This is a genomic window from Micromonospora sp. NPDC047670, from assembly GCF_043204915.1.
In the GTDB taxonomy this organism is placed as follows: Bacteria; Actinomycetota; Actinomycetes; order Mycobacteriales; family Micromonosporaceae; genus Micromonospora.
In genome coordinates this window covers 377,990-398,739 of sequence record NZ_JBIDDA010000005.1, presented here as the reverse complement: position 1 = coordinate 398,739, position 20,750 = coordinate 377,990, and the positions used below count along the sequence as shown (strand labels likewise).

Annotated in this window: 21 protein-coding genes and 3 pseudogenes; 9 read left to right on the top strand and 15 right to left on the bottom strand. The window is 70.2% G+C overall.

Features of this window, described 5'->3' with window-relative positions:
* Positions 1-324 precede the first annotated feature (324 nt).
* On the top strand, positions 325-1,341 hold the full coding sequence (gene add, locus ACGF7U_RS15470; protein WP_393106901.1) for an adenosine deaminase: 1,017 nt from the start codon (positions 325-327) through the stop codon (positions 1,339-1,341).
* A gap of 13 nt (positions 1,342-1,354) precedes the next feature.
* A complete protein-coding gene (locus ACGF7U_RS15465; RefSeq protein WP_393106898.1) occupies positions 1,355-2,116 on the top strand; it encodes a GntR family transcriptional regulator in 762 nt (253 codons plus the stop codon).
* A gap of 143 nt (positions 2,117-2,259) precedes the next feature.
* Here ACGF7U_RS15465 and ACGF7U_RS15460 read toward each other — a convergent pair whose 3' ends face one another.
* Complete coding sequence (locus ACGF7U_RS15460; protein WP_393107174.1) at positions 2,260-3,132, bottom strand: alpha/beta fold hydrolase; 873 nt, start codon at positions 3,130-3,132, stop codon at positions 2,260-2,262.
* 297 nt (positions 3,133-3,429) lie between these two features.
* Positions 3,430-4,185 carry a helix-turn-helix domain-containing protein gene (locus ACGF7U_RS15455; RefSeq protein WP_393106896.1) on the bottom strand — a complete coding sequence of 252 codons (756 nt, stop codon included), beginning with the start codon at positions 4,183-4,185 and terminating at the stop codon, positions 3,430-3,432.
* Between the two features lie 238 nt (positions 4,186-4,423).
* Between ACGF7U_RS15455 and ACGF7U_RS15450 the strand changes: the two genes are divergently transcribed.
* The gene (locus ACGF7U_RS15450) at positions 4,424-5,089 is read left to right on the top strand and encodes a DUF4097 family beta strand repeat-containing protein (RefSeq protein ID WP_393106894.1); all 666 of its coding nucleotides are present in this window, start codon (positions 4,424-4,426) and stop codon (positions 5,087-5,089) included.
* Positions 5,090-5,260: 171 nt separating this feature from the next.
* A complete protein-coding gene (locus ACGF7U_RS15445) occupies positions 5,261-6,490 on the top strand; it encodes a serine hydrolase domain-containing protein (RefSeq protein ID WP_393106891.1) in 1,230 nt (409 codons plus the stop codon).
* Positions 6,491-6,636: 146 nt separating this feature from the next.
* On the opposite strand, the gene ACGF7U_RS15440 is transcribed toward ACGF7U_RS15445, so the two are convergent.
* Positions 6,637-6,969 carry a hypothetical protein gene (locus tag ACGF7U_RS15440; RefSeq protein WP_393106889.1) on the bottom strand — a complete coding sequence of 111 codons (333 nt, stop codon included), beginning with the start codon at positions 6,967-6,969 and terminating at the stop codon, positions 6,637-6,639.
* 376 nt (positions 6,970-7,345) lie between these two features.
* On the opposite strand from ACGF7U_RS15440, the gene ACGF7U_RS15435 reads away from it, so the two are divergent.
* Entirely contained in the window at positions 7,346-7,990 is a 645-nt protein-coding gene (locus tag ACGF7U_RS15435) for a DsbA family protein (RefSeq protein WP_393106887.1), read from the top strand.
* Positions 7,991-8,024: 34 nt separating this feature from the next.
* On the opposite strand, the gene ACGF7U_RS15430 is transcribed toward ACGF7U_RS15435, so the two are convergent.
* From ACGF7U_RS15430 to ACGF7U_RS15420, 3 genes and pseudogenes are all read right to left on the bottom strand, one after another.
* Positions 8,025-8,417, bottom strand: a complete 393-nt coding sequence (locus ACGF7U_RS15430; protein WP_393106885.1) for a MerR family transcriptional regulator — start codon at positions 8,415-8,417, stop codon at positions 8,025-8,027.
* Between the two features lie 350 nt (positions 8,418-8,767).
* Positions 8,768-9,274: a VOC family protein gene (locus tag ACGF7U_RS15425; protein WP_393106883.1), complete on the bottom strand. Its 507-nt coding sequence runs from the start codon at positions 9,272-9,274 to the stop codon at positions 8,768-8,770.
* 254 nt (positions 9,275-9,528) lie between these two features.
* Positions 9,529-10,127: pseudogene (locus ACGF7U_RS15420) on the bottom strand (helix-turn-helix domain-containing protein).
* 90 nt (positions 10,128-10,217) lie between these two features.
* Here ACGF7U_RS15420 and ACGF7U_RS15415 point away from each other — a divergent pair.
* The 3 genes from ACGF7U_RS15415 (at position 10,218) to ACGF7U_RS15405 (ending at position 13,888) form a co-directional block, all read left to right on the top strand.
* Positions 10,218-11,192 (top strand): NAD(P)/FAD-dependent oxidoreductase, encoded by a 975-nt coding sequence (locus ACGF7U_RS15415; RefSeq protein ID WP_393106881.1) that lies wholly within the window; start codon positions 10,218-10,220, stop codon positions 11,190-11,192.
* A 172-nt stretch (positions 11,193-11,364) separates the two neighbouring features.
* The gene (locus ACGF7U_RS15410; RefSeq protein WP_393106879.1) at positions 11,365-12,579 is read left to right on the top strand and encodes a Cmx/CmrA family chloramphenicol efflux MFS transporter; all 1,215 of its coding nucleotides are present in this window, start codon (positions 11,365-11,367) and stop codon (positions 12,577-12,579) included.
* Positions 12,580-12,841: 262 nt separating this feature from the next.
* Positions 12,842-13,888, top strand: coding sequence for a hypothetical protein (locus ACGF7U_RS15405; RefSeq protein ID WP_393106877.1), 1,047 nt, complete (start codon positions 12,842-12,844; stop codon positions 13,886-13,888).
* Between the two features lie 106 nt (positions 13,889-13,994).
* Here ACGF7U_RS15405 and ACGF7U_RS15400 read toward each other — a convergent pair whose 3' ends face one another.
* Positions 13,995-15,008: a hypothetical protein gene (locus tag ACGF7U_RS15400; protein WP_393106875.1), complete on the bottom strand. Its 1,014-nt coding sequence runs from the start codon at positions 15,006-15,008 to the stop codon at positions 13,995-13,997.
* Positions 15,009-15,075: 67 nt separating this feature from the next.
* Between ACGF7U_RS15400 and ACGF7U_RS15395 the strand changes: the two genes are divergently transcribed.
* A complete protein-coding gene (locus ACGF7U_RS15395) occupies positions 15,076-15,657 on the top strand; it encodes a TetR/AcrR family transcriptional regulator (RefSeq protein ID WP_393106873.1) in 582 nt (193 codons plus the stop codon).
* A gap of 53 nt (positions 15,658-15,710) precedes the next feature.
* Here ACGF7U_RS15395 and ACGF7U_RS15390 read toward each other — a convergent pair whose 3' ends face one another.
* The 8 genes and pseudogenes from ACGF7U_RS15390 to ACGF7U_RS15355 form a co-directional block, all read right to left on the bottom strand.
* Positions 15,711-16,682: an NAD(P)-dependent alcohol dehydrogenase gene (locus ACGF7U_RS15390; RefSeq protein ID WP_393106871.1), complete on the bottom strand. Its 972-nt coding sequence runs from the start codon at positions 16,680-16,682 to the stop codon at positions 15,711-15,713.
* Positions 16,679-16,912 carry a helix-turn-helix transcriptional regulator gene (locus ACGF7U_RS15385; RefSeq protein ID WP_393106869.1) on the bottom strand — a complete coding sequence of 78 codons (234 nt, stop codon included), beginning with the start codon at positions 16,910-16,912 and terminating at the stop codon, positions 16,679-16,681. Before ACGF7U_RS15385 ends, ACGF7U_RS15390 begins: the two co-directional genes overlap by 4 nt.
* Positions 16,906-17,334, bottom strand: a complete 429-nt coding sequence (locus tag ACGF7U_RS15380; RefSeq protein ID WP_393106867.1) for a hypothetical protein — start codon at positions 17,332-17,334, stop codon at positions 16,906-16,908. The genes ACGF7U_RS15385 and ACGF7U_RS15380 overlap by 7 nt, the downstream gene beginning before the upstream one ends.
* Before the next feature lie 89 nt (positions 17,335-17,423).
* A pseudogene (locus tag ACGF7U_RS15375) lies at positions 17,424-17,573 on the bottom strand (IS481 family transposase); the annotation flags it as partial.
* A gap of 232 nt (positions 17,574-17,805) precedes the next feature.
* A complete protein-coding gene (locus ACGF7U_RS15370; protein WP_393106865.1) occupies positions 17,806-18,591 on the bottom strand; it encodes an SDR family NAD(P)-dependent oxidoreductase in 786 nt (261 codons plus the stop codon).
* Positions 18,592-18,748: 157 nt separating this feature from the next.
* Positions 18,749-18,887: pseudogene (locus ACGF7U_RS15365) on the bottom strand (IS5/IS1182 family transposase); the annotation flags it as partial.
* A gap of 113 nt (positions 18,888-19,000) precedes the next feature.
* Complete coding sequence (locus ACGF7U_RS15360) at positions 19,001-19,942, bottom strand: DMT family transporter (protein ID WP_393106863.1); 942 nt, start codon at positions 19,940-19,942, stop codon at positions 19,001-19,003.
* A complete protein-coding gene (locus tag ACGF7U_RS15355) occupies positions 19,939-20,571 on the bottom strand; it encodes an SDR family NAD(P)-dependent oxidoreductase (protein WP_393106861.1) in 633 nt (210 codons plus the stop codon). Before ACGF7U_RS15355 ends, ACGF7U_RS15360 begins: the two co-directional genes overlap by 4 nt.
* Positions 20,572-20,750: the final 179 nt, after the last annotated feature.

Genomic DNA, 20,750 nt, shown 5'->3' with positions numbered 1-20,750 from the left:
ACGGCCCGGATAGACGCGACGACGAAGGCCTTCGGTTGTGGAGCGGGGCTGCCTGGGAACCGTTCGGCAACCGGAGGTCCTCCGTGTCGTGCGCTGACGCCGCGACCCCTCGTCGTACGCCCTCGCTTGGCGCGTCCCGGTCGTGGATCCCGGTCGATGGACGGCCGCCGTTGCGCCGAAGCTGACCACCGCGGTGAGCCCCACCGCCGGCAGGCGGGTCCGACCGCCCGGTTGCAGGAGCGCCTGGCCGCGCAGTGCCCGCCGGCCCCACAGCACGACCAGCCCGGGCCCGTAGGCGATCGACTTGTATGGTAAACCATACATGTGACGCGTGAAGATGATGTTGCGACGTGGATAGCGGCACTGCCCAAGGTGGAGCTGCACCTGCACCTGGAGGGATCGCTGCGGCCGGCCACGCTGTTCCGGCTCGCCGAGCGCAACGGCGTCGACGTCGGTGCCACCTCGGCCGATGAGCTGGCCGAGCGGTACACCTTCAACAACTTCGGCGACTTCGCCGCCTTGTTCTTCGCCGGGCTGTCGGTGCTGCGTACCGCCGACGACTTCACCGACGCGGTGGTCGCGCTCGCCGCCGAGTTGGCCGAGCAGAACGTCCGGTACGCGGAGGTCACCACCACGCCGATCAACCACCATCGGCGCGGCGTGGCGCTGGAGGAATACCGTGACGGCCTGGACGAGGGTCGCCGGCGGGCGAGGGACGAGTTCGGCGTGGAGCTGGGCTGGGTGTGCGACATCTCGCGGGAGTCGGAGGACCCGGCATCCGAGTTCACGGTCGGGTTCCTGCTCGGGGCGCAGGCGCCCGACGGCGTGGTCGGGCTCGGGCTGGGCGGCGTGGAGGACGGCTTCCCGCCGGAGTTGTTCGCGTCGTCATTCGCCCGCGCCAGGGCCAACGGTCTCGCCGCCTTGCCGCACGCCGGCGAGACGGTGGGACCAGGCAGCATCTGGGGCGCGGTGCGCGCGCTGGGGGCCGCGCGCATCGGCCACGGCATCCGCTGCCTGGAGGATCCCGCACTCGTCGAGCACCTCGCGACCCACCGGATCCCACTCGAGGTCGCGGTCACCTCGAACACGCGACTTAAGCTGGTCGACGGCGTCGATCAACACCCGCTCACCGCGCTGCTGGACGCCGGCCTGGTCGTGACGCTCAACACCGACGATCCCGCGTACTTCCGGACCACGTTGACAGAGGAGTTGCAGCTGGCACACCGGGTGCACGGCGTTGGCCGGCAGACGCTGCTGGACATGCAGTTGGCCGCACTGCGCGCTTCCTGCGCGGACAGCGCGACGAAGTCCCGCATCCGCGACGCGCTCGCGGCAGTCTGAACGGGATCCAGCAGTGGTACGCCCACCAGGGCCGGACCGGCCGCTCTACATCCGCATCGCCATGTCGCTCAAGGCGCGGATCCTCGCCGGCACCTACCAACCGGCTGCCCGGTTGCCCGGCGAGGAGGAACTCGCCGCCGCCTTCGGCGCGAGTCGCAGCACGATCCGCCAGGCCATCGCGGATCTCCGCGAAGCCGGATATGTCGTCAGCCAGCGTGGCTCCGGCACCTATGTGTGCGCGGAGCTGCCGATCGAGCCGCTGTCGCCACGCTCCGGGCCGGTCTACACCGGTTTCCTCGACGACCTCGACGACGAGGCCCACCATGTGCACGAGCTGCACCGCTCACGGCGGTCGGTCACCGCGGACGCGGCGCTCGCCGCACGGCTGCGCATACCGGTCGGCAGCCCGGCCGTCCGCTTCCAGGGCACCCGGGTCCGCGACGGCAGGGTCTACGGTGTCGCCATCGACATCCTTCCGCCGCACGTGGCGGACCGCCTGGACGCCACCGTGCTCGACCGCTGCCCGACCATCGGTGACGCGATGGAAGCGGTCGGCTACCGGGCCAGGGAGAGCCTCCAGCGTGTCGAGCCCACCGCGTTGGACGCCACGACCGCTCGGCTTTGCAACGGTTCGCCAGACGAGCCCGCCCTCGCCGTCACCGGCGTCGCGTACGGCGCCGACGGAACCCCGCTCGACGCCTACACGCTCATCGTCACCCGCGGGTACGGCATCGGTCTGCACCTCGTACGCGCCAGTGAACGGGAAGCGCCCTGACAGCGCGTCGCGGGTGGCGAGTGGGGGCAAGGAACCCTGGTGCGCGGGTATGACGAAGGCGGCCCGCCGGAGCCGCCTCCACCCGCAGCACCGTGATCCTGCCCGGGACGGGCGGCCGGCCGCCGCGAACGCGGCACGAGCTGTCAGTTCCGGCCGACACCGGCCCTCTCGAGGAGGGAGGTGAGGATGCGCTCGGCGTGTGTCCACAGCACCGCGCCACCGATCCCCGGCACGACACGGCGACGAGCGCCGGGGATGCGGCTGGCGAGGAACGCTCCCTTGTCGGGCGAGTGGCTGGTGTCCCGCTCGCCGTACCAGATGTCGACGGGAACAGTGATCCTCGCGAGATCGAATGGCCACCGGCCCATGGCGAGGACCGTATCGCGGGCATAGCCGGCCGCGCCCTGAGCGAAACCCTCCTCCAAGGCTCGGCGGTAGGCCGCCGCGAAATGGGGATCCTGGTACACGGCCAGGTCGCATTCGGGGCTTCCGCTCATCACCATGTCCCACATGGCATCCGGGCCGAGGCCCGCGAAGAACTCCTCAGCGCCGGCCGGGTCTGTCGCTGTCCTGTCGACGAGCTCCCGCAGGCCCGCGGCCAGGGCGGTGGCGAACTCCGGAGCGGCTACCTCATCCGCGCCGGAGACGACAGCCAGCGCGGAGGCGACTCCCTGCTCAGCGCAGGCAAGCGCGAACGGCGCCCCCTGCGAGTTCCCGACCACGGGCAGCCGGCCCAGCCCGCGCAGCGCGGCAAGCTGGCGGATGTCGTCGGCGAAGTCGGAGAAGGTCCGACCGGGCGCAGGGGTCGAGACGCCGAGCCCCGGGCGGTCCGTGGAGACAAGACGCACTCCGAGCGCCTCGACGACGTCGGCGCCGAAGCCCAGCCAGCGGCTCGTGGCGGCACCCGGACACAGCAACACCGGCACGCCGTCCGGCGGCCCCCACTCGGCCCACCCGAGTAGCCGTCCGTCAGACAACCGAGTCTCACCGAGCCGAGCGGGAGCTTTGCTGTACACACCCATGATCACCATCATGGCAGGGGACATGTCCCTGCCTCACTCGAATTTTGGGTACTCCAGGACGGGCGAGCGACGGGCCGACCCGTCAGCAGCGCGGACGAGCCACGCGGGGAATCCATGTCGCCTCGGCCGGCTGATCAGCCTTCGGTTCCCTGGGGTCCCGGCGTTCGGTGTCGCGCCCATCACGGCACCCCTCCTCGTCGCCGAACGCGACGCCCGGTGCGTCAGGCCGAACATCGTCCGGTCCGCGGACCCGGCTTCCCGGCTCCTGGCTACGAGGATCGAGGCCGCTGTCTATCCGTGGTCTGGATCTGGTCGGGCGGTTTGGTCTGAGGTCGTCCCGGGTCTGGTGTGGAGGACTTCACGGGCCTGTTCGGCGGCGCGGGTGATGCTTTCGCTGATGAAGTCGAGGAAGCGGGCGATGTTCTCCAGGCGGGTGGCGGCGGGGGTGCGGGGGCCGAGGACGGCGACGCCTCGGCGGGCGGTCTCGACGAGTTGGTCGTTGGATCGGGCGCTGGCGATCGTCGCCTGGTAGAAGAGCTCGTCGTCGACGACGTAGCGGTCGCGGCGGCGTTCGTCGCGTTCCCGGCGGACGAGGCTCTGGCTCTCCAGGAAGGCGATCGCTTTGGAGATGGACGCCGGGCTGACCTGGAGACGCTGGGCGAGTTGGGACGCGGTGAGGCTGCCCGCGTCGGTGGTGAAGAGGCAGGTCAGCACCCGGGCTGTCATCTTGGGCAGGCCCGAGGCCATGAGGGCGGTGGTGAGCGTCTCCTCGTATTCGGCCACGGCCTCGGCGTCGCGTCCGTGTGGCTGAGGGCCTGGCCCCGACCCACGGGAGGAGGCGGGACCGCGCCGGTGGGCGCGACGTTCGGTGGCGCGGTGGGCGAGGTCGGCGCGGTAGGCGGTGGGGCCGCCGTTGCGCATCACCTCACGGGTGACCGTCGAGGTGGGACGGTCGAGGCGTCGGGCGATCTCGGCGTAGGGGAGGCTGTCGGCGAGCCCCAGCGCGATCTGCTGGCGTTCCTGCAGGGTGAGTCTGCCTCCCGGCATCGCTGTCTCCTCGGTCATCCTCCGTGGCGGTCCCTGATCTCCCAGACCATAGCGTTCACCTCCATCTATTGCAATGATCGGGACGGCTGTCGTTGCGTTATTGGCAGACTGATTGCAACGATATCGCGTCGGTTACCTGCGTAAACAGCATATCTACGCAACGAGCTTGTTGCTGCTATATCGAAAGCAACGTAGCGTTTCGCATGTCAGAAACCACACGTGAGCACGGGAGAGCACGATGCAGAAGTTCGACACCCCCGCCCCGATCTCCGCCATCCTGGACATCCCCGCCGGACGCGTCCAGTTCATCGCCGCGGACCGCGCCGACACGACCGTCGAGGTCCTGCCCGCCGACCCGTCGAGAAGCCGCGACGCCAAGACCGCCGAGCAGACCACCGTCGCCTATGCCGACGGCGTGCTGCGGATCCACAGCCCGCAGTCCCAGAACCGACTCCTCGGCCCCTCGGGATCCCTGGAGGTCACCGTTCAGCTGCCAGCCGGCTCCCGCATCGAGGCCAAGACCGCCAGCGCCGAGTTCCGCGGCGTCGGCCGCCTTGGCGACGTCGCCTTCGACGGCGCGTACCGCCAGATCAAGATCGACGAGGCCGCGAGCGTGCGCCTCACCGCGATCGACGGCGACGTCGAGGTGGGCCGGCTCAACGGCCCTGCGGAGATCAGCACCGCCAGGGGCGACATCCGGATCGCCGAGGCCGCGCGCGGCACGGTCGTGCTCCGCACCGAGTTCGGCGACATCTCGGTCGCCGCCGCCGCGGGCGTCTCGGCCGCCCTGGACGCCGGCACCGGCCACGGCCGCATCAGCAACGCCCTCAAGAACGATGGCACGGCCGCACTCGACATCCGCGCCACCACCTCCCACGGCGACATCACCGCCCGCAGCCTCTGAAGGAGCAGAACCAGGACCGCCCGGCCGCACCACCTGCGATCGAGATCCTGTCGGTCGTCGCCGACGACGCGGCCGTCCGTCTCAAAGGGCCGGCGTGATCCACGCGCAGGCATGGAGAAGTCGTACCAGACCCCTCAGAACGATCGAACACTACGCGCAAGGAGATTCACGGTGGGACAGAGCAAAAGCGGCTTCTCCGCAGCGGGGCTACGCACGCTGCGCGACGTGCTGACGCGGTATGTCGAGTCCGGCAGGATTCCCGGGCTCGTCGCCCTGGTCAGCCGGGGCGGCCAGACGCACGTCGAAGCGGTCGGGACGATGCGTCACGACGGTGGCCCACCGATGCGCCGGAACACGATCTTCCGGATGGCCTCGACGTCCAAGCCGGTCTCGGTCGCGGCGGCGATGGTCCTGCTCGACGAGTGCCGGCTGCGGCTGGACGACCCGGTGCAGCAGTGGCTGCCCGAACTGGCCGACCGACGGGTGTTGACACGCGTCGACGGCCCGCTGGACGACACCGTCCCGGCGCGGCGGCCGATCACCGTGCGGGACCTGTTGACCTCCACGTTCGGGCTCGGCATGGACATGACCGCGCTGGGCACGCCGATCATGAACGCGATCTTCGAGCAGGGACTCACGCCCAACCTGCCGGAGCCGATGCCCGAGCCGGATGAGTGGTTGCGCCGCCTCGGCGCGCTTCCGCTGATGCACCAGCCCGGAGAACAGTGGCAGTACCACATCAGCAACGACCTGCTCGGCGTGCTCGTCGCCAGGGTCACCGGCCAGCCGTTCGAGACGTTCCTGCGGGAACGTATCTTCGACCCGCTGGGGATGGCCGACACCGGCTTTCACGTGCCCGCTGACAAGACCGACCGGCTGCCGCCCCTCTACGCCCCCGACCCGCGGACCGGCGAGTTCCACGTGTGGGACGAGGCCGAAGGCGGACGCCACAGCCAGCCTCCGGCGTTCCCGGGCGGCGGCGGTGGGTTGGTCTCCACCGCCGACGACTACCACGCCTACTTCCAGATGCTGCTCAATCACGGCAGGCACGGCAGCGAACGGATCCTGTCCCGGCCCGCGGTCGAGCTCATGACCACCAACCGCCTCACGCCCGAGCAACAGGCCACCCGGGACGCCATGGCCCGCAACAACGTCCACATCTCGCACGGCCAAGGGCAGCACGGCGGCTGGGGCTTCGGCATGGCGGTGCGCACCTACCGCGGTGACTACGCCTCCGTGGGTCAGTTCGGCTGGGACGGCGGAAGCGGCACCGCGACCTACGCCGACCCGGCCGAGCAGCTCACCGGAATCCTGCTCACCCAGGTCGGGATGTCCGTCCCGGATCCGGCGCGGCTCATCCACGACTTCTGGACCACGCTCTACCAGGCAATCGACGACTGACAGCCAGCCAGCGCCCGGTTCGCCCGGCCCGGCACGTACGTCCAGTTCACGGCCGCCCGACGGGCGGCCCCGGCGGCCGAGCGTCGAGTCTGCGCGTCTTTTTCGACCCGTTGACTCGCGCTCGGTCGCGGGCGCCTGGCGCGCCGTCAGCCGGCCACCAGTGTGGGCACCGGCCGTGGCATCGGTCGCGCATCCGCGACCGATGCCTGCCGGCCGCTCCGATCGGCCCATCCGGCTTCGAGTAGGCGCACCTCGACGCCCTTCTCGGTTGCCGCCGACACCAGCTCGGCAACGAGGGCCCGGCCCGCGGCGTCGATCCGCGCCTGGCGCAGGTCGATCGTCAGCCGACGGGCCGGCATGGCCAGCGCGGTGGCCACGACGGCCCGCACATCGACCGCCGACGACGCGTCGACAGGGCCCTCGACACACACCCATCGGTGCCCGGTGAAAGCGGGCAGCATCGTGATCGCGAACGACATCAACACCCTCCTCACCCACCATCGACGAGCCGCTGAGCGACGTGGGACCGCCGGCACCGGCGACGGTCGTGAGCCTGCGACACCACTGATCGTTTTAGCACTCGAAGCCGTGGAGTGCTAGTCGTTGTGACGGACGTCGGGCACGGGACGGCGGCCCGTGTCCCGCGCTCCACCTGGCCATGGGGAACACCGGGATGACACGTTCATCCGCGGCTGCTGGCGCGCCGGCTGAGGCAGCAGGTCGCGCGGGTGGGCCCCCCGCCGGCCGCCGGCCCGGTCGGCGGGTGGCCGCACGAGCGTGTGGCCGTACGGGTCTGCCGATCCCGGCTGATGACGGACTTGACCTCAACTAAACGTGAAGTCTTACCGTCGAGTCATGACCGATTCATTCGCCTTCCAGATGGCCATCGATATCGCCTGCTCGCATTCCTACCTGGGGTGGTCACGCCTACAGCCGGTCCTCAGGGAGACCCGCGCAGCAGGAGCGCTGATCGACATCTCGTTCCTGCCGGCCCAAATCGCACCCGACGCCCCCGTCGATCCGGAGCCTCTGGACGCAGTGCACGCCCGCGTGTTCGGGCCGGGGGCGAAGGCCCAGACCGAAGCCATGACCCGCGCGGCCGCGGCGGAGGGGATCGAGCTGAGGTACGACCGTGCCCAGTTCACCAACACCCGCCGGGCGCACCTGCTGCTGGCGCGCGCGCAGACGCAGGGGCTGGGGGAGGAGGCGGTGACGGAGCTCTTCGCCGCGTACTTCCGCTTCGGTCGAAACGTCTCCGATCCGAGCGTGCTGCGCGAGATCGCGGCGTCGATCGGGCTCGACTACGGCGGCGGAACGACCGCCGCCGAGGAGGCTGCGCTCGACAAAGCCCTGGCTCATACCCGTGACCTCGGCATCCGCTCCCTGCCCACGCTGATCACCCCAGCCGGGGGCAGGTACTCCGGTGCGCTGCAGCGGGAGCAGTACTCCACGCTGCTGCGTGACTCGACGAGCAGAAGCATCCATCAGTCCGCAAGCTGAACCGGCAGAACGGGAAAACGCCGATCCGCGTCGGTCAGGCGGTGTGCGCCGGTGGCGCGGACAGCTTGCAGAGCTTTTCGCCCGATTGCAGGGAGGCAAGTTCGGCCTTGAGCGCGGCGATGCGGCGCTCGGACTCGTCGATCAGTATTCGCGCGACCTTGGCCCAGTCGTCGGACTGCGGGTCAGGCGGGAGTTCGTTGAAGACTTCGGCGATCTCACGCACGGACAGGCCGATCCGCTGGGCGACTTTCGCGACCCGGATGCGGCATGCGGCGGAGTTGTCGAATCGGCGCTGGTTGCCCGCGGTGCGATACGCCGTCACCACGCGGTGCGTCTCGTAGAAACGTACTGCCGACGGGGCGACCCCGCTGTCCTCGGCGACGTCGCGCACGGTCAGTGGGAACTCTGGAGCGAATGTCGTGCCCATGCGATCAGCCTGACATGCCGAGGGCTGAAGTTCAATATTTGTTCAATGCTGTCGGTGGCGTCCACAAGGGCAGGTCAGCTCAATCGACACGCCAGCCACCCTCCCGCGCCGGCGCCCACCTGCGGGTCGGCCCCGAGAGGTCAAGGCACCCCCAGCCGTGGCCACTCTCGGCATCCTCCGTCACGGGGTGATGGATCTCTCTGCCGCCGGATCGCCGGCCGTCAGGGTCCTGCGTGTTTGGGACCTGAATCGCCCCAGGCCTCTGCGGGCCTGGGGCGATTCAAGCCGACCGCCATGGGCACTCCGGTGCCCCTGCGACAGGCGGCGATCTGGTGACACCAGTTCCGGGGTCAGTGTCCGGCTGACGGGGTGGCCGACTCGGCCTCGGCCAGACGGCGGCGGAGTTCCGCCTCGGGCACGTCCTCGAGATGGGTGAGGAAGACCCAGATGTGTCCATGGGGATCGGAGAGGATGGCGGTGCGGTCGCCGTGGAACATGTCGGCCGGCGGCTTGATTATCGTGGCGCCTGCCGACTCGGCCTGCGCGGCAAGCGCGTCGACGTCGGGCACGAACACGTGCAGCGTCGTAGTGGTGCCACCGAGCGCGTGGGGCTCAAGCCAACCAGTGCCGTCGGTCTCCGGAACGCTGGTGTCGCCCAGCATCAGTGTCGAAGAGCCGATCGCAATCTCGGCGTGCATGACACCGCCGCCGGGTGCGTCGACGCGGAACAGAACCCGAGCACCGAACGCTCGCACGTAGAAATCGATGGCCTTGGCGCCATCGTCGACCATGATGTGTGGGATCACAGCGTAGCGGTACCGATCGGGAATCGACGTGTCGTTCACTGGTGCAGTCATGACTGTCTTCCTGTGTCGTCTTGTCCGGCATCTCCGGCCCGGAAAGAACCGTAGTATTTCAAGTAATGTTGAAGTCAAGACCGACTAGGTTTTTTTGCTCTCTCGCACCAATGCCGTCTCCGGCTGAAGTGCTCGACCGGGGAAGGGTCAAGGCAGCCATTGCTCGGCGCCCGAAAGCGCCTTTCGAGGGCAGGCCACCCTCGTCGCTGTCTCGGCGGCTGATCCGGGTGCCGTCACTGGCGTGGGGCTGCCAGTCAGGAGGCAACCTCCTCGCGGGAGCGGGGCCTGGCGCGTACGTGCACGCGTTCCCCCTGGCGGCCGAACAGGTTGAGGACCTCCACTGGTGATTCGCCCGTGGTGCCGAACCAGTGCGGCAGGCGGGTGTCGAACTCGGCCGCCTCGCCCGGCTCATGATCAGGTCGTGGTTCGCCACGACGAGCCGCAGACGTCCGGACAGGACGTACAGCCACTCGTAGCCCTCGTGCGTGCACAGCTCGGGCCGGTTCTGCTCAGCCGGAATGACTGACTTCCAGGCTTGCAGCGGACCTGGTTGGGTGGTCAGGGGGACCACCGTGCGGCCGTTGCGGATGCGGGGCGTGCAGCGGATCCGCGGATCGCCGACCTCCGGCGCCCCGACCAGCTCGTCCAGCGGCACCTGATGGGCCTGCGCGAGCGGCAGTAGCAGCTCCAGGCTCGGGCGGCGCTGGCCCGACTCCAGGCGCGACAACGTGCTCTTGGAGATGCCGGTGGCCTCGGCCAACGCGGACAGGGTCACGTTGCGCCGGGCGCGGATGCGTCTGAGGCGAGGGCCCACCTGGGCCAGGGCGGTGGCGATCGCTGACTGCTTGTCCATGGCCCCATCTCACCTCGCGTGTTCCAGAAATGGCAACGAAAGTTGTCGCTTCAGGGCCGGGTGCGCACCATCGAGCCGGAGGTGATCGTCATGATCAACGCAAGGAACGACCAGCTCAACGACCAGCGTGCCGGCCACGACGGGGCCTATGACGTGGTGGTTGTCGGTGCCGGAGCGGCCGGCCTCAGTGCCGCCCTACTCCTCGGGCGTGCCCGCCGCGAGGTCGCGGTGATCGACGTCGGCGAGCCGCGCAACGCGCCCGCCTCGCACATGCACGGCTTCCTCTCCCGCGACGGCCTGCCCCCGGCCGCGCTGCTGGAGCTCGGCCGCGCCGAGATCGCCCGGTACGGCGTCCGGCTCATCCCGGGGCGGGTGGACCAGATCGACCACGGCTACTACGTCCGCATGGTGGGCGGGCCGGTGCTCGAGGCCCGCCGCATCGTGGTCGCGACGGGACTGCGGGACGAGCTGCCCGACATTCCCGGCCTGCGCGAGCGGTGGGGTAAGGATCTGCTGCACTGCCCGTACTGCCACGCCTATGAGGTGCGCGATCAGCCCCTCGGTGTTCTTGGCACCCACCCGGGGGCAGTGCACCAGGCCCTGCTGGTGCGGCAGTGGAGCGACGATGTCGTCTTCTTCGCGCACACGCTGGACGTGACGCCTCGGGATCGGGATCGGTTGGAGGCGCGTGGCGTGCGCATCGCCGAGGGCAAGATCGAGCAACTCGTCGTCGACGGGGGCCGGCTGCGCGGCGTGGAACTCGCCGGTGGCCTCGTCGTCCCCCGGGCCGCCGCCTTCGTCTTTCCCCGCATGGTCCCCCGCGACGAGCTACTGACCCGGCTGGGCTGCGCCAAGGACGACAACGGCTGGGTCGCCACCGACCGTACCGGCCGCACCAGCGTCGCCGGCGTGTGGGCCGCCGGCAACGTCATCGACCCGCGCGCGCAGGTCATCGCCGCCGCCGGCATGGGCTCGGCCGCGGCATTCGCCATCAACACGGACCTGCTGGACGAGGACGTCGACCGCGCCGTCGAACAGCGCCGCGCCCTGACGGTCAGCCAATAGCCCACCCGCCCCCTACGCGCCCGACCCGACCCTCCCACCCGGACAAGGAAACCGAACGCATGCTCACAGATGCCCGGAAGCCGATGAACACGGACCAGCAGTCCGCCGAACGCCCCCGCCGGGTCCCACGCTCCGGCGGCGCCACCACCGTCACGGCACGGCGGTGGTGGTGGTGAGCGTCGAAACCGTACGACAGGCACCAGTCTCGGGCGGGAGGCTGCCGTTCGGCGTCTACGTGCTCGCGTTCAGCCTCTTCGCGATGGGCAGTGCGGAGTTCTTGCTTGCCGGGGTCCTGCCCGCGATCGCGGACGACCTGTCGGTCACGTTGTCCGCAGCCGGGGCGCTGATCTCAGCGTTCGCCATCGGCGTCGTCATCGGCGGCCCTCCCTTGGCGATCATGACTCTCCGCTGGCCGCGCCGGGCCACGCTGGTGACCACCCAGGTCCTCTTCGCCGTATCCGTCGCGATCGGCCTTCTCACCCAGAGTTACACCGTCCTGCTGACCACCCGCTTCGTCTGTGGCGTCGCCTACGCGGGGTTCTGGGCAGTCGCAGCGGTCACCGCGATCAGCCTCGTCACACCCGGCCGCACCGCACGCGCCTCCGGAGTGGTCGTCAGCGGGCTCAGCCTCGCGATGATCGCCGGTGGCCCGGCCGGAGCCATGCTCAGCTACTTCACGGGGTGGCGCGGCGGATTCTGGGGCGTGACAGCCCTCACGGTGGCCGGGGCGATCTCGACCCTCCTCGCGCTGCCCGCCACGAGCGCGAACGTGAAGCCCAGTGTGCGGCGTGAGCTTCACACCATGAGGCGACCCCAACTGTGGGTCGTCTACGCCATCACCATCCTGAGCACCGCCGCCTACATGATCTCGTTCAACTACCTCGCGGCATTCCTGACCGACATCACCGGCATTCCGCGGGTCTGGATTCCCGCGATCCTCACCCTGTTCGGTGTCGGCGCCTTCATCGGTCTGTCCATCGGCGGCAGAGTCGCCGACAGGAGACCCTCACACGCGCTCCTGACCGGGGCGGTCGGAATCCTGGCCAGTTCCGTCCTGCTCGCGGGCCTCGCCCAGCACGCGCTGGCCGTCGTCCCCCTCGTCCTGCTCCTGGGGGTCGCCGGGTTCGTGCTCAACCCGGCCGTCTACGGCCGCGTGTTCACCATCGCGTCGCAGGCACCCACCCTCGCCGGGGCCACCACCGTGTCCGCGTTCCAACTCGGCATCGGCCTCGTCCCCGCACTCGCTGGAGTCGCCTTCAACGCCGGGGCAGGCATTACCTCCGTCACCTGGATCGGCGCCGCCCTGGCAGCCGTGACGGTCCCGGCCATCCTTCTCGACCGGAAGATCTCACGTCGCCAGTCGCGGTTCGCCGCCTCGTCAACGTGATGCGGACATCATCGCCTCGCAGGTCGTCTTCCGTCGCTCCAGCCGCCCGCCGACCTGTCGTTCTGCCCGTAGCAACGCGGTGACCGGCGCATAGGGCAGCGACCCCGAACGGGGCCGCTGCCGCCGTCGTATCGGACGGCGTGGATTGACGGGTAGAGTACGGGACAGAACACCCGTTTCTTCTCGGCTGCCGCCCCACGGCATGATCGGGGGTGCGATGGCAGGCCGGTGGAGTCGCCGGCTCGGTGTGACGTTGTGTGCGGTGCTGGTGCTCGCCGGTTGCACCGACAAGACCGGACCGGAACCGCTGGCGCCCGTGGTGACCACCCAGGAGTTCGAGCAGCGACTCACCGAGCGCCTCTCACGTGCCGTCAGTGGGGCGCTGGAGCCGGAGGCGAAGGTCACCCCGCCGAGCCACTCCCGGAGTGTGGGGTGTGCGGAGTTGCCCGAGGGCGGACCAACCTGGGGTGTCCGGCCGCGAGCGGAGATGACGGTGTCCGCCGGCGGGAAGGCCGAGAAGTATCTCGACGACGTGGACATGTGGATGCTCCGCGAGGGCTTCGCCGAACACACCAAACGGTGGCGGATCGACACGCCCGCCGATGTCCGGGAGGTCACCGCCGAGCACGAGGACGGCACTCAGTTGCTCATGGAGATGGCTCGGAACAGTGGGACGTTCACCGTCGTGTTGACCGGGCCGTGCACCTGGCCGCCGGATCGGCCCGGCGGCCCGCCGTCGTCCGGGCGGCTCCCACCCCTCCCGCCGCCCCCCGGTCCGACGCAGACCCGCAGCGAAGCTCTCAACGATGCCTGCACGTCACCGAAGCTCTCCGTCTACAATCTCAGCTCTCGGCCCTTCGCCGGCCGTGGCCCACACCCGATGGCGTTGGTCAGGTATTCCGACGAGCGGTCGATGGAGTACGCCGAGTTTTTTCTGCCCGACGGCTTCGAACCCCGCTACCAGCCGGGCACCTCCCGCAGGAATCTCGACCAGGTGCAGCTCCTGGTCTGCGTACGTGTCACGGCGACCCGGGACTCGCGCCAGGACGTCACCTGCCGCTATGCGAGTGAAGGGGCCCTGCTGGGCGGCGGCAGGCCCTTCACCTTCGACCTGTTCGAGAGCGTCTACGACGTCACGGTGCGGGAGGCGCGCAGCGGCAATCCGGTCAGCAGGTTCACCGTCCCCGGGAGACAGGGCGCCGAGGACAGCTGCCCGTATCGCATGAGCTACAACCGGAAACTGGCCCGGGGCATCGACGAGGCAGCCTTCGCGCGAGGACTGCGACCCCTGTTCGAAGCACGTCGGTGAGGAGGCCACCCGACGCCGGGATCATCGCTCCCCAGGAACTGCACGAACGGATCACCCGGGCTCTCCGGGCGATGATCCTCAGCTGCCAGCGACGACGACAGGCCACTCATGTGTCCGACCGGCCCTGCGCGCGCGAGCGACCGTACGCGGCAAGGGCGTGGAAGGCGGCCTTCGGCGTCCACGAGCCGTCCGGCAGCACCCGTACGATCCCGCGCGCGGCCAGGTCGAAGTCGCGCTCCGGGTCGTCCGTGGTCGGCAGGTGCCGGTTCGCGAACGTGTACACGAACGCCGCCTCCACCCCGCCGGCCTCGTAGTCGCGCAGCAGGTCCACGATGTAGCGGGCCTGGCTCTCCTCGTCGCGCTCCAACGGCGCGGTGAGTGTGGCGGCGCGGCCGTGTTCGTCGTATGTCACCGGCTCCGCCCGGCCCGCGACGTCGGCCGCGCCCCGGAACGTGCAGCAGCCGAACTCGGTCGCGGCGTACGGCTTGCCCTGCCCCACCGCGGCCGCCAGGGTCTGCGGGAACGTCGCGGCGTTGGTCGCGTCGCGGTACCCGGCGTCGCTGGCGATGATGTCGAACGGCGCCCAGTCCACGGCCTCCAGCGGGATCGAGGCGTAGCCGACGGGCCCTCCGAACCGCTCCCGCACCCGGGGCACCGCCTCGGCGAGGAACTCGCGCACCGCGGCGCGCGCGGCCGGGACCGCCTCCCGCATCCGCATCGGGTCGGTGAACAGCGCCATGCGCTCGGCCAGGTCGCGGCCGGGCAGGAAGCCGTCGGTGAACATGGAGATCTCGGAGCCGGTGAGGTAGACGACCGACGCTCCGCTCTGTCGTAGTCGCTCGGCCCGCTCCGCGCCGTCGAGCACGAACGCCATGAGCCCGTCGCGGTCGAGGCCGTTGGTGAACGGGCAGTACCACACCTCAAGCCCGGCCTCGGCGGCGAACCTGGCGGTCAGTTCGAGCCGGTCCTGGACCCCGCCGGTGACGCGCACCGCGTCGCAGTGCAACTCGTCGCGAATGACGCGCAGGTCGCGCCGCACGGTCTCGGGGTCGAACGGCTCGTGGGTCGTGGTCCCCGCGCTCACGAAACCGGTGTCGTAGTTCATGCCGAAGACGCGCATCGGACGCCTCCCTCGCTTATAGGGTACTGCGCGTACCCTATAAGGTACGCGCAGTACCCTGCAAGACATGAGCACGAGGCGCCGGGGCGAGGAGCTGGAGCGGGCGATCCTGCACGCGGCGGCGGAGGAGCTGCGCGAGTCCGGCTACGCGGGGATGACCATGGACCGGGTCGCCGCCCGGGCCGGGACCAACAAGAACGCCATCTACCGCCGCTGGCCGCAGCGGGCGGCACTGGGCATCGCGGCGTACCAGCACCTGTCCGACGCCGCGATGCCGAACCCGGACACAGGCACCCTGCGGGGCGACGCGCTGGAGCTGCTGCGGCGGGCGAACGAGACGTGGTCGTCGCCGCACGGGGCGATCCTGCGCGGGTTGCTCGCCGCCGCGGCCGACGACCCCGAGCTGCTCACCCTCATGCGGGAGCGGTCCGGCGCGGACGCCATGGACCGCGCGTGGCTGGCGATGCTGGAGCGCGCCGTGGCCCGGGGCGAGGCACCCGCCGCGGCCGCGCACCGCCGGGTCGCGACGACGCCGATGATGCTGCTGCGCGCCGAGTACGCGATGCGCGGCATCCCCACCGTGCCCGACGAGGTGTTGGTCGAGATCGTGGACGAGGTGTTCCTGCCGCTCGTGCGCGGTCGCGGCTGAACGCCCGCGGCGGCCCTGCGAACGCTGGTTCGGCAGTGCCGTCCCCGGCCGGGCTACACCGTGACGACGATCTTCCCCGCGGGATGACCCTGGGCGAGGTAGCGCATCGCGTCGGGCGCGTCGGGGAGAGCGTACGTGCGGTCGATGACCGGGGTGACTGAGCCCGCCTCGGCGAGGGCGGTCAATTCCTCGAGGTCCTCGTGGTGCTCCCGGGCGGTCACGCCGCGCACTCGCTGGCGGCCGGACAGCGAGAGCAGCGGTGCGGCCAGTTGGCGTTGGAAGCCGCCGAGCAGCCAGCCTGTGGCGTGGCCGCCGCCGACGAGGGCGATGGTCCCACGCGGCGTGCTCACGCGCCGGAGCAGCGACAACGGTCGGTTGCCGGCGGTGTCGATGATGACGTCGTATCGCGCGCCGCCACGGTCGATCTCGTGCTGGGTGTAGTCGATGACGTCCTCGGCGCCGATGGAACGCACCAGGTCGATCTTCGAGGTGCTGCAGACGCCGGTCACGCTTGCCCCGTGCACCGTGAGCAGTTGGACGGCGAACGACCCGACGCCTCCGGCCGCGCCGGTGACCAGCGCCCGCTGTCCGGGCTGCACGCGTGCGTCGCGGATGCTCTGCAGCGCGGTCACCGCGGAGATGGGCATCGCCGCCGCCTGCTCGAAGGTGAGGTTGGCCGGCTTGGGTGCCAGCCGGTGCTGCCGCGCCGTGGCGTACTGGGCGAACGAACCGCTCTGGCAGGTGCCGTACACCTCGTCGCCGGCGCGCAGGCGGGTCACGCCGGCGCCGACCGCCACCACCACACCAGCGACGGCCCGACCGAGCACCGCGACCTTGGGCCGGCGCAGCCCGACCGCCAGCCGCGCCGCCATGGGACGGCCGGTCATGCAGATCCAGACGCCCGGATCCAGGCCGGCGGCGCGTACCTCGACGAGCACCTCGTCGTCTCCGGTCGAGGGTTTGTCGACCTCGCGGAACTCGAGCACGTCGGCCGGGCCGTACACGTCGTACGCGATCGCCTTCATGACACGTCCTCGGGGGAGTCGGGATACTGGAACACGTCGTCGAGCGGAACGCCGAACACCCGGGCGATCCGGAAGGCCATTTCCAGGGATGGCGAATAGCGGCCCTGCTCGATGGCGATGAGGGTCTGCCGGGTCACGCCGATGTGTTCGGCGAGCTCGGCCTGGGTCATCTCGCCGTGCGCGAAGCGCAGCGCGCGGATGCGGTTGGTGACCCGCGTCGGCTTCACCACTGCGGAAAGCTCCCGCGGTACGCGATGACCTTGGTGATGCCGCCGAAGATCGCCGACAGCACGAAGCACAGGTAGATGGTGTTGGCGATCCAGAACCTGTCCCAGTCCGCCACCGCCATGAGCATCGCAGCGACCGCGCCGATGACGACGAACGACTGGCCGACGTGGTCACCGAGCCGCCCGATCTCGCGGTCCCGCACGTCCTTGGCGCGCGACGCGCCCGGGTTCACGACGGCCATGCCGGTCTCCGCCACGATCGACGCGAGGATGGCCGCGCCGACTGTCCACAACAGGGCGCTCGCGTACGGCACGTCGGGCAGCGGGCGACCGCCGGCGCGGCCGACGATGAGGACCACGTAGGCGGAGTAGCCGAGCACGGCGACGACCAGCCTGATCCACGCGCGTTTCTCTTCGTGCGTCATGGGACGCCCTCCGGATGTCGAAAATCTTTGACATCACGAAGGTAGCGAATCTTTGACTCTATGTCTAGAAAACTTTACATCGAGGTTCGCCGGCTCGGCGTGATTCCCAGGTCGGCGCAGGCGTCACGCCAGGCGTGCGACTTGTAGGCCGAGCCGTTGCCGGACAGGACGCGTTCGACGGTGACGCCGCGGGCGGCGAACCAGGCGACCGCGTTGCGTAACACGTCGATAGCCGTGGCCAGCAGCGCCGGATACTACTGCCCGGACGGCGGCTGTGTTGTCGGCAGGACATGGGCCATGACCACCGCGATGGGCAGCACGCATGTCGCGGCCGTCAGGTCGGGGCCCGCCATCCGAACCAGTCACCAAGGGCGCCGGCGCAGTGGATGTTTCCGACGGCGACCCGCAGGTGAGCGCCAGCAGCAGCCGGCGGCCCACGAGCGCAGCGCCTGTCCGGGAGCGACGAACACGTCAGTCCACCGGCCCGCCGGCGACGTAGATGACCTGGCCGGAGACGAACCCGGCTTCGGGGCTCACCAGGTACGACGCGGTGTGCGCGATGTCCTCGGGCTGGCCGACTCGGCGCACCGGGATGGTCTGCGCCACGATCCGCTGGTGCTCCTCGAAGCTGCGGCCCCGTCGCTCGGCCGCGACCCTGGTCATGTCACTGACCACGAAGCCTGGCCCGATGGCGTTCGCCGTCACGCCATGCTGGCCGAGCCGCAGCGCGAGCGACTTGGTGAAGCCGATCAGCCCGGCCTTCGCGGCAGCGTAGTCGACACGGCCGGAATCGCCGAGCGCGGAGATACTCGACATGTTGACGATCCGTCCCCAGCCGGCCGCGATCATGTAGGGGGTCACGGCCCGGGTGAGGAAGAACGCCCCGCGCAGGCTGACGCCGGTGACCGCGTCCCACTGCTGGGTGCTCGTCTCCTCGACGCCGGCGTTGGGGCCGCCGATGCCAGCGTTGTTGATCAACACCGTTGGCGATCCCAACTCGGCGGCGATCCGAGCGACAGCGGTGGCCACGGCCGTCTCGTCGTTGACGTCGGCGGCGAACGCCACCGCTGTTCCGCCGTCGCGGGTGATGGCATCCACCGTGCCGGCGCAGTCTTCCTCGCTCAGGTCGACAACGGCTACCGCGAGGCCATCGCGCGCCAAACGCTTGGCCACCCCGGCGCCGATGCCGCGTGCCGCGCCCGTGACGATCGCCGTGCGCTGTCGAGTGGTCTGGGCTGTCATGTTGATCTGTGCCATGCCGGAAACTCCACAGCACCTGGCGGCGGTCACCAAGCGATGTAGCGTATAGCTAAATGATCAGTTGTCTGCTCGGCGTCGAGGACCTCGTGAACACCGCATCGCCTTCTTACCGATCCACGAGACCGTGCTCGGCCTCCGGGCGTTACGCGAGCCCGGGTTGTACTCGCCGCAGCTTCCACAGGATCCGTTGACGACTTGACGGTGATACCGCCACCGCCCCTGAGCCCCACCAGGCTCGGGCCGCGACGGCGGATCACCGTCGACGCCTCGTCGGTCATTTCGCCACGACGCATCACCGGCACATCGCCAACGATCAACCGCTACACGATCGACAGGACACGCCCTGGTCCAGAAAGGCGTGATACTGGCGTACACCCCTCCCACCGGATTGCGACCTGGGCCCGTTTCAGGCACCTTGTGGTCTCCGCTGTAGCCCGCCATCCATCGGCTCACCCATTGCCCCTTCGGGGTGGTGTGGTTCTGGGCTGTCGCGGCTGGGCTGCCGGAGGCCGACGACGACGCCTGCTGCGACGAGCAGGGCACCGGTGACGTCGGCGGGGCCTGCCTGGCCGAGGCCGAGCGCGACGGCGGTAAGCAGCGCGCCTACCGGTACGAGACCGGCGAACAGGCCCGCCCGGTCGGCGCCGAGGCGGCGCAGTGCGTCGTACCAGAGGAAGAAGACGGCCGCGGTGACGACCGCGCCGAGGTAGCCGAACGCGGCTGCCTGGCTGGGTGTGGGCAGCCGCAGGGCGGCCGTACCGTCCAGGGCGAGGCCCGCCGCCAGCAGCATGGGCACGGACAGAGCGGCGGGATAGGCGGCGACCTTCAACGGGCCGAGTTTGGGTAACAGGGGGATGGCGAGCAGGGAGAAGGCGACCTCGCCGGCGAGTGCGCCCAGGGACAGCAGGAGGCCCATCAGGCTACCCGAGCCGAGGCCGGCGGCGACGGCTGCGCCGAGTGCGACCACGATCGCGGCGGCGACGGTACGGGGGGCGGGGCGCCGGCGTTCCCGCAGTGGCCCGACGAGGGCGAGCACGAGGGGGACGGCTCCGACCACGGTGCCGATCATGGCGGGGCCGGCATGCCGGGTGGCTTCGACGAGGAAGATGTTGAACCCGGCCAGGCCGGTGGCGGCCAGCGCCATCAGGAGCAGGATGTCGCGTGCGGTCAGACGGACGCGGGGCAGGCGCTGGTGGCCTACGACGGCGAGCAGGATCGCCGCGGCAAGCGCATAGCGCAGGGCCTGTCCGGTGAAGACCGGGTAGTCGGCGATGGTGGCGGAGACCGCGGTCGAGGTGCCGACGAGCAGCATCGCCGAGGCCGCGCCGATGGTGGCCGGGGATCTCATACGGCGTGCTCCGGCACCGTCGAGGTGACAGCCAAGAGGGCAAGTACCTTGCCGGTGATGTGTTCGGCGATGGCGGCGGCCAGGGTTCGGAGGCGGCGGGGTGTCAGGTGTGCGGGCGGGGTGTTGCTGAGTCCGGGGGCGCTGCCGCCGCGGTCGCATTCGAGCGCGCGCAGTGCGGCTCGTACGACGGGCGCCGGGGTGGCCATGGAGCCGGTGACAGCCGCCCGGCGGGTGCCAACAGTGTCAGCGCAGGCGGCCTCGACCGGACCGGGGCGCATGGCGAGGTCGACGAGCGCGACGACGTTGACCGTCATCTGGTCGTGGTCGCGGGCTCCGGATATCTCTCCGAAGCGGCCGCAGGAACCGGAGCCGGCGTTGCCGACCAGCAGGTCGACGCTCAAACCGCGGGCGGCCAGCTGGCCGGCGACGCGGCGGGCCGCGCCCGGCTCGGCGAGGTCTTGGACCAGCGCATGGGCGCCGACGCCATGCTCGGCGATCAGGCGCTCGGCGAGGGCGGCAGGCCGGTCGCCGGAACGCGCCACCAGGATCACATCGTGCGCCTGGACGGCGAACTCCGCGCCGAGGCCGGACGACGCTGCGCCGCAGCTGGTGGCGATGCACCGGATCATCGCCAACGTGCTTGAGGTCAAGAGGGTGTGGGCGTTCGTCCTGGGCTGCCGGCAAGCCCAGGACAGCGAGGCCGGCAGCCTCCAGCAGGACGTCGCCGGTCACTGCACCGCAGCGCTGAAGAGGGGCCCAAGCCGGCAAGCTCATCGATGAAGCAGCCGACCTCGACCGGGTGCGCCGG